The sequence below is a fragment of the Aquabacterium sp. genome, assembly GCF_004297345.1.
Taxonomy (GTDB): domain Bacteria; phylum Pseudomonadota; class Gammaproteobacteria; order Burkholderiales; family Burkholderiaceae_C; genus Aquabacterium.
The window spans coordinates 1-7,962 of record NZ_SCTN01000131.1 but is presented as its reverse complement, the minus strand read 5'-3'; the positions used below and the strand labels follow the sequence as shown (position 1 = coordinate 7,962).

Below are 7,962 nucleotides of genomic sequence, written 5' to 3'. Positions count from 1 at the left end.
GGTTGACCGTGCACCTCAGATCTACATCTACGGTGAAGTGCAACGTGCCGGCAACTTGCTGCTGCAACGTGACATGACTGTGTTGCAGGCGCTGGCCTCTGGCGGTGGCTTGACGCTGCGTGGTACGCAGCGCGGCATCCGCGTGCACCGCCGTGATGCGTCTGGTCAGGTCCAGGTGATCCAGCCTGACATGAACGACAAGCTGCAACCCAATGACGTCATCTACGTGAAGGAAAGCCTGTTCTAAAGGCTTCCCCCGGGAAGAAGGCCTGAAGCGTCAGGCTTTCTTCTCCCATGCCACGGCGTAGAAACCGTCGGTGGCATGGCGATGCGGCCACAGTCTCAGGTGGCCCGCTTCCGTGACCAGCGATTCAGCCTGCGTCACGCCCGCTTGCTCCAGCTTCTCACGTGCGTCCAGCAGGACGAAATCCGGGTGCTCGGCTGTGAATGCATTGGCGATCACTTCGTTTTCGGCTGGCATCAGGCTGCAGGTGGCGTAAACCAGGCGGCCACCGGGCTTGAGCAAACGTGCTGCGCTGTTGAGGATGGCGGTCTGCTTGGCCTGCAATTGCTCGATGGCCTTGGGGCTCTGGCGCCACTTCAGATCCGGGTTGCGACGCAGGGTGCCCAGGCCGGAGCAGGGCGCATCCACCAGCACGCGGTCGATCTTGCCGCGCAGGCGCTTGATGCGCTCGTCGTTTTCATGGGCGATCTGCGTGGAATACACGTTCGACAGCCCGCTGCGTGCCAGGCGTGGCTTGAGGTTTTCCAGGCGGTGGCCGGACACGTCAAAAGCGTAGAGGCGGCCGGTGTTGCGCATCATGGCGCCCAGGGCCAGGGTCTTGCCGCCGGCACCAGCGCAGAAGTCCACCACCATCTCGCCGCGTTTGGCGCCGGTCAGCAGGGCCAGCAACTGGCTGCCTTCGTCCTGCACTTCCACATGGCCTTCGGTGTAGAGCGCCATTTTTTGCAAGGCAGGCTTGCCTTCGATGCGGATGCCGGTGGGGGCAAAGGGAGTCGGCACCGCGGGGATGCCAGCTGCCACCAGCGCTTCCAGCACGGCTTCGCGTTTGGCTTTGATCGGGTTGACGCGCAGGTCCAGCGGGGCGCCGGCCGAGAAGGTCTCAACCAGCTTCCAGAACTCTTCTTCGCCCAGTTGCTGCCGCAAGCTGTTGGAGATCCAGTCGGGCAGGTTGTGGCGCAGCTTGTCTTGCAGTGTGCTGCGGTCGATGGTGGCTGTGCGTTCCAGCCACTGGCCTTCATCGGTCGTGATGCCGTTTTTCAGCACATGGGGCTGACCTTGCCAGGCCAGCAGCACCAGGCGGCGCTCCATCGGGCCGTGGCCGGATTGGGCCAGGTGAGCCCACAGCAGACGCTGGCGCAGCACGGCGTAGGCCGTCTCGGCCAGGGCGTGGCGTTCCCGCTGGCCCAGGGCTTTGTGCTGGCGGAAAAAGTAGGAAACGATGCTGTCGGCCGGGGCGTCGAGCTTGAGAACCTCACGGACGAGTTGCGTGCTGAGGTCGAGAAGAGCGTTCGGGTGCATGGGGGGGATTATCCCGCGTACCGGCGCCTCGCTCCCACTCCGGTGGCGCCCAAAGGTGTTTGAGGCGCTGATTCAGGGGGCCGGGGCGCAGCATGTCACGGACCATGGCCACCCATTCGTGGATGGTCAGCCAGATCGGGTTGTGGCTGTGAACCTGGCGCACCAGGCCGTAATCGGGGGCTTCGGTCTCGGGCACGAAGGTGCCGAACAGGCGGTCGAACACGATCAGGGTGCCACCGTAGTTCTTGTCGATGTAGGCGGGGTTGCGGCCGTGGTGGGCGCGGTGGTGCGAGGGCGTGTTGAAGATGAATTCAATCGGCGCAGGCAGCTTGTTGATCCACTGCGTGTGCACGAAGAACTGGTAAGCCAGGTTCAGCGACAAGGCAAACAGCACCCAGCGTGGTTCGAAGCCAATCAGCACCATGGGCGTGTAGAACAGCCAGTTGCCCGCAAAGCTGTAGAGCCAGCTCTGGCGCATGGCGGTCGTGAAGTTCATGTGCTCGGAGGCATGGTGCACCACGTGGGCGCACCAGAACCAGCGGATGCGGTGGCTGGCGCGGTGGAACCAGTAGTAGCAGAACTCCACGCCCAGGTAGAGCGCAGCGAAGGTCCACGGGGTGATGTCGATGGTGGTCAGGCGGTACTGGTAGGCCCAAACCATGACTGGCATCACCAGCGTGACCACGATGAGCACGTCCAGAAAGGTGTAGACACCGCCCAGCGTCATGCTGTCCATCGAGTCGCGCAGGTCGTAGATGGGCGTAGCGCGCTGCTTGTCCGAGCGGCGAAAGCGCAGCCATTCAATGGCCACCGTCACAAAAAACACGGGAGACAGGAGCACCAGCAACCAGTCTTTCAGGTCGGTCTGGTTGATCCAGGTACTGGCCAAGGCGTAGAGGGTATCGAGGTCGTGCATCGCTAATCCGGACATGAGCCCCATCATCCTGACGGGTGTGAACATTTCTGGCTTGATCTTTGTGGACAGTTTCTTGACGATTTACGCCAAATTAACGCATGTCAGATCCCGTGTAGCCCGAATGGGCAATAGGGCTTTCGCTTGGCATCATCAAGGGTCACGCTTGGTGAAGTACCCATGGCCGAAAACCGCGTTGCATCTTCGTACGCATTGCTTTTGTACGAGTACCTGGAAAAGCAGGGGCTTGACCCTGTGCAGGTGCTGGGCGCGCCGCGTCCGGATCAGTCGCAGCATTTCATTCCCATGAGTGATTGGCAGACCTGGCTGCGCCGGGTTGATGCCCTGGAAAATCGGCCAGCGCTGGCTTTGCGCATTGCGGAAGGCATCAGTGCCCGGCATTTTGGCGTGGTGGGCTATGCCGCGCTGGCTTGCGGGACATTGGCCGAGGCCATGCAACGCCTGGAGCGTTATCACACCTCGGTTTATGACGCCAATCCAGCGACGATCTCGGCGACGGACGAGGGTGTGGTGATCGAGTGGGGCGTTGAGCGGGGGCGCCCGGGGGCGTTGGTTGACGAGACAGCCATCGCCTCGGTGGTGCAACTGGTGCGTGACATGACCGGGCGCTACTGGCCGGTGAAGTCGGTCAGCTTTGTCAATCCGGCACCCGAGAGTACGCAGCCTTATGAGGACTTCTTTGGTGGCCAGGTGGTGTTTGGCTCGCCTGTGACGCAACTGGTGTTCGCGCATGAATACCTGGTTTTGCCGCTGCGCAAGTCAGATCCAGCCTTGTTGTCCTTGCTGGATCAACAAGCCGAAGCCCTGCTGCAGCAAGTAGCGGCCGTGCCCGCCATCGTGGATGCCTGGCGCAAGACGCTGGTGCCTTTGATCCGCGAAGGCAAGACATCGCTGGCTGCGCTGGCTCAGGCCCATCACACCAGTCCGCGCAGCTTGCAGAGGCGTTTGTCAGAGCAGGGCACCAGCTTTCAGCAGCTGCTGGACAACACCCGCCAGCATCTGGCTGAAGGCCATCTGCGTGACGCCAAGCTGGATCTGGCCGAGATCGCCTTGTTGCTGGGCTATTCCGAGCAAAGCGCCTTCACGCGGGCTTTCCGCGCCTGGACGGGGCTGGCTCCTGCGCAATGGCGTCGCCATCAACTCAAGGCCGAGGCTGCGGCATGACTGTCGCGGCGCTTCAATTGAAGACGCTGCCGCATGTACCTCGCCGTGTGGTGGCATCGGGCGAGCCTTTGCATGGCCGCTATGCCGGGCGCATAGACGAGATCGATTGGTCCGGCCTGCAAGGCAGTCACAGCCGCTCCAACCTGTGGAAGCGTTTTCATCACAAGCGCTGGCAGTACGTGGGCATTGGCTCTCAGGAGCTCTTCATCGGCGTGGCCATCGTGGATCTGGGCTGGAGTGTCACGGCCTTCGCCTACGTCTTTGATCGTTTGCGTAAACGCGTGATCGCGGATTGGGCGCAAGACGGTTTGCCTGGCTTGTCGGGTGGTGTCTCTGACCAACCTGTGCAGGGCGCCGAAGCGCGGTTCAGGGGGCCGGGTGCATCTTTGTCGCTCGTCCATGAACAGGGTGACATCATGGCCCTGCGTGTGAGTACGCCTGCCATGAGTCTGCAAGTCGAGATGGCGCTTGGCCAGTCTGCGCCGTTCTTGCTGGCTGTGGGCCCGATTGAGGGCGGCGTGGCGCATGCCACGCAGAAGTCCAGTGCCTTGCCGGTGCGGGGCTGGGTGGAGGTCGATGAGCAGCGCTGGGATCTGGGGCAGGCTGTGGCTTGCCTGGACAGCTCCAATGGCTTGCTGGCGCGAGATACCTCATGGCGTTGGGCCTGCGCGCACAGCCAGCGCGTGGGCTTCAACCTGCAGCAGGGCTATTTTGGTGGCCAGGAGAATGTGCTGTGGCTGGATGGGGAGTTGATCCCGCTTGCCGCCGCTCACTTCGACTTCAATGAGAATGAGCCGCTGTCTCCGTGGCGAGTCTGCACGGAAGACGGCTTGCTGGATCTGATGTTCACCCCAGAGGGTGCTCGCCAGGATGACCGGGATATCTTCATTGCCGCGAGTTACTACATCCAGCCTGTGGGTACGTTTCATGGCACGGTGCGCCGTTGTGCAGACAGCGCGCCAATGCGGGTCGAGAACCTGTTGGGCGTGACGGAAGATCACCGTTCGCGCTGGTGATCAGTTGCCATCGGGTTTGGCCATCACGGCCTCGAACAGTTCGCTGCTGGTGAGCGCGTTCAGCCAGTGGCGCAGCGCGAGCAGCTCGCAGGCATCCCACCATTCACGATCCACTTGCGCAAATTGCCTCACGAAGGGCACGATGGCCATGTCAGCCAGACAGGGGTTGGAAGCGCACAGATGTCGATGGCGTAGCAAGCGCTGGTTCAAAGTCAGCAGCATGGTGTCCATGGCCTGTTGACGGTAGCAGTCGCGATGTTGATCCGGATGGCGCTCCGGGTATTTGTAGCGGTCCAGCAGCGGTTTGAACTGTCTGTCGTTGAGATCAATCAGCTCCAGCATCTCGTCCAGTGGCGCGTGGGTCAGCCACCCTTGTGGATCGGCCTGGCTCAGTGCCCATCGCATGATGTCCAGGCTTTGTTCCAGCACCTGGCCATCAGGCAGGCGCAATACAGGGACGGTGCCTTTTGGGGACAGCGCCAGCATGTCCGCTGGCTTGTTGCGCAAGGCCACCTCCCTCAATTCATAAGGCACGCCAGCGCAGCGCAAGGCCAGTCGGGCTCGGATGGCGTAAGGGCAGCGTCGAAAGGAGTACAGAACGGGCTGGTTCATGGGAGACAGATCGTAGTGCGCCATGCGCGGGGCGCGCGCAAGTATGCGATGTTAGAGTGACCCATCACGCTGAAAGTCGGATGAGGCACTGGGATCATGTTCAGATTGTTGTGGCGTAGCGCGAAGCAGGCTGGCTTGCATGGCGTGCTGGCTTTGGTATTGATGGTGCCGTTGCATGGCGTTTGTGATGCGCCGTCCGGCACGGCGCACCCCCCCTTGGTCAACGCCCCGTCGAATGATGCACCGGACGCGTCCGTGGTGGTGTTCAACCGCACCGTGTTGAGTTTCCGCGTGCCTTATCTGGGCATGTCAACGCAGGAGCGGGCGCGGCGGTCCATGGTCAATATCCAGCAGGCACTGGACTTGGGCGGGCCGGGTGTCGTCTCCGTCAAGGCGACACCGCAAGGGCAGTTGATCTTTGTGGATGAGCTGATGACGGTGATCCTCTCGCCAGACGATGTGGACCCACTTGCCGGTGACACGCTGGACAAGCTCACGGCGCGCACCGTACTGGCTTTGCAGCAAAGCATCAAGGCCACGCAGGAAGCCCGAGATACCCATCACTTGCTGATCAGCATGGCCCTGGTTGCCGGGGCGACCGTGCTGGCTGTTGTGCTGTATGCCGCCGCAGGCTTTGTGCGCAAGCGTTTGTTGTCAGCCCTGCTGCAGTTTGTTGAGCGCAAGACGGCCGCCCTGGGTGCCGGGGCGACGGAGATCCTGCGCCGTGGCCGCATTGTGTCGGCCATTCGCGCCGTGGATCTGAGCCTTCGTTGGGCGCTTGGTTTGCTGGTGGCTTATGCCTGGGTGAGCTTTTCCCTGCAGCGCTTTCCTTACACCCGGCCATGGGGCGAAGGTCTGCATGCCTATCTGGTGTCCGTGGCGAGCAAGCTGGCCATGGGCATCATCGGTGCAGTGCCGGGCTTGTTGGTGGCCGTGCTGATCTTGTTGATCGCACGCGCGGTGGTTGGGGCGCTGGGTTCCTTCTTCGAGCGTGTGGAGCAGGGGCATGTCGGTGTGCACTGGATGGCACAGGAATCGGCCGGCCCAACCCGGCGCATTGCCACCTGGTTGATCTGGCTGTTTGCCTTGGCGATGGCCTATCCCTACTTGCCAGGTGCGCAGACAGAGGCGTTCAAGGGCATGTCGGTGTTGATCGGTTTGATGATGTCCATGGGGGCCTCCAGCTTTGTGGGGCAGGTGGCCGGCGGCATGATCCTGACCTACTCGAGCATGCTGCGCAAAGGCGAGTATGTGCGCATTGGCGAACATGAGGGTACGGTGGTCAGTATCGGGGCGTTCAACACCCGCATCCGCACAGGCCTGGGCGAAGAGATCACCTTGCCCAACTCCCTGATCGTGGGCAGTGCCACGAAGAACTACTCCCGCGCAGTGAAAGGCGCGGGTTATGTGGTCGATACCGTGGTGACCATTGGCTACGACACACCGTGGCGGCAGGTGCATGCCATGTTGATTGAAGCCGCGCACCGCACGCCGGGTGTGCTGGCCGATCCTGCGCCGACAGTGTTCCAGACGGCCTTGTCTGACTACTACCCTGAGTACCGCCTGGTATGCCAGGCCATCCCGCAGGAGCCCAGGCCGCGTGCCGAGGTGCTGGCCACGCTGCACGCCAATATCCAGGATGTGTTCAACGAGTACGGTGTGCAGATCATGTCACCGCACTATGTGTTGGACCCGGGCGAGGCCAAGGTGGTGCCGCCTGCGCGGTGGTATGCCGAGCCAGCACGGCATGTGGCTGGTTCGGATATCGTGTCAGGTGCTTGATATCGCTTTAGTGCGCGCCAGGGCGCGCGTTGCTGGGCACAGCGAGACTCACCCCTCCTTGGGCTGGCATTTTGCACGCGCCAGCCCTGGCAGTCCTTACTTCACCCGGGCAATGTGCTCGCTGATGTCCTGCGCCTCCAGGGCGATTTCTCGCAGCATGCCCGTCGGCGAAATGTAGAAGCCGCAGAAGTAGAGGTCTTGCCCGGAGACGACTTCGCCACTGGAGCGAGGCGTGCCTTGATCGTCCAGTGCGCCGGGGGCGTGCAGCCAGTGGTGAACGGCGGGCTTGAAGCCGGTAGCCAGCACGATCGCGTCAACGTCTCGCTGGCGTCCATCCACGAACATCACGCCTGAGGGCGTGAGGCACTCGATGTTGGGGTAGACGGTGACGAGCCCCTCCTTGATGAGCTTGATGGTGCCTACGTCAATGAAGGGCACGCGCCCTTGCTCGCGGATCTGTGTGACCGGGCCCTCGGCCGGACGCCGGATGCCGTAGGGACGCAGGTCGCCGATGATGGCATTGGTGATCGGCGCGTTGAGTTTGTCGACCAATCGAGCGGGCAGGTTGCGTTGAAGGATGCCCATGGTCAGGAACGGGACGCCCATGACCTCACGCGGAATCACGTTGACGGGGCTGCGAACGGCGATACAGGGCCGGGCACCGTGTTCATGCAGGTCGATCAGCATCTCTCCGCCCGAGTTGCCCAGGCCGACAACCAGCACGTCCTTGTCCTTGAGCGCCGCACCGTTGCGGTAGTGCTTGCTGTGCAGGATGCGGCCCTGGAACTGATCCTGCCCCGGCCAATTGGGTATCTGGGGGATGTTGTTATAGCCGCTGGCCACGACCAGGGATTTGGCGCGATAGAGCCCTTCGCTGCTGGTGACTTCCCATTGGCCATTGAGCCTGCGGG

General features: G+C 62.2%; 8 protein-coding genes. 4 read left to right on the top strand and 4 right to left on the bottom strand.

Annotated elements, in window-relative coordinates; all coding sequences use genetic code 11:
- A partial coding sequence (locus EPO09_RS04060; protein WP_290640436.1) for an SLBB domain-containing protein occupies positions 1-247 on the top strand: 247 nt, incomplete at its 5' end.
- Positions 248-277: 30 nt separating this feature from the next.
- Here EPO09_RS04060 and EPO09_RS04055 read toward each other — a convergent pair.
- Both EPO09_RS04055 and EPO09_RS04050 read right to left on the bottom strand, forming a co-directional pair.
- Complete coding sequence (locus EPO09_RS04055; RefSeq protein ID WP_290640434.1) at positions 278-1,543, bottom strand: RsmB/NOP family class I SAM-dependent RNA methyltransferase; 1,266 nt, start codon at positions 1,541-1,543, stop codon at positions 278-280.
- Positions 1,497-2,474: a sterol desaturase family protein gene (locus tag EPO09_RS04050; RefSeq protein WP_290640431.1), complete on the bottom strand. Its 978-nt coding sequence runs from the start codon at positions 2,472-2,474 to the stop codon at positions 1,497-1,499. Before EPO09_RS04050 ends, EPO09_RS04055 begins: the two co-directional genes overlap by 47 nt.
- Positions 2,475-2,636: 162 nt before the next feature.
- On the opposite strand from EPO09_RS04050, the gene EPO09_RS04045 reads away from it, so the two are divergent.
- Together EPO09_RS04045 and EPO09_RS04040 are read left to right on the top strand one after the other, a co-directional pair.
- A complete protein-coding gene (locus EPO09_RS04045; RefSeq protein WP_290640429.1) occupies positions 2,637-3,641 on the top strand; it encodes an AraC family transcriptional regulator in 1,005 nt (334 codons plus the stop codon).
- Positions 3,638-4,657: a DUF2804 domain-containing protein gene (locus EPO09_RS04040; protein WP_290640426.1), complete on the top strand. Its 1,020-nt coding sequence runs from the start codon at positions 3,638-3,640 to the stop codon at positions 4,655-4,657. Before EPO09_RS04045 ends, EPO09_RS04040 begins: the two co-directional genes overlap by 4 nt.
- On the opposite strand, the gene EPO09_RS04035 is transcribed toward EPO09_RS04040, so the two are convergent.
- Complete coding sequence (locus EPO09_RS04035) at positions 4,658-5,269, bottom strand: glutathione S-transferase (protein ID WP_290640424.1); 612 nt, start codon at positions 5,267-5,269, stop codon at positions 4,658-4,660.
- Between the two features lie 96 nt (positions 5,270-5,365).
- On the opposite strand from EPO09_RS04035, the gene EPO09_RS04030 reads away from it, so the two are divergent.
- The gene (locus tag EPO09_RS04030) at positions 5,366-7,051 is read left to right on the top strand and encodes a mechanosensitive ion channel family protein (protein ID WP_290640422.1); all 1,686 of its coding nucleotides are present in this window, start codon (positions 5,366-5,368) and stop codon (positions 7,049-7,051) included.
- 96 nt (positions 7,052-7,147) lie between these two features.
- Here EPO09_RS04030 and EPO09_RS04025 read toward each other — a convergent pair.
- Positions 7,148-7,962: NAD(P)-binding domain-containing protein (locus tag EPO09_RS04025; protein ID WP_290640420.1), on the bottom strand; the 815-nt coding region annotated here is incomplete at its 5' end.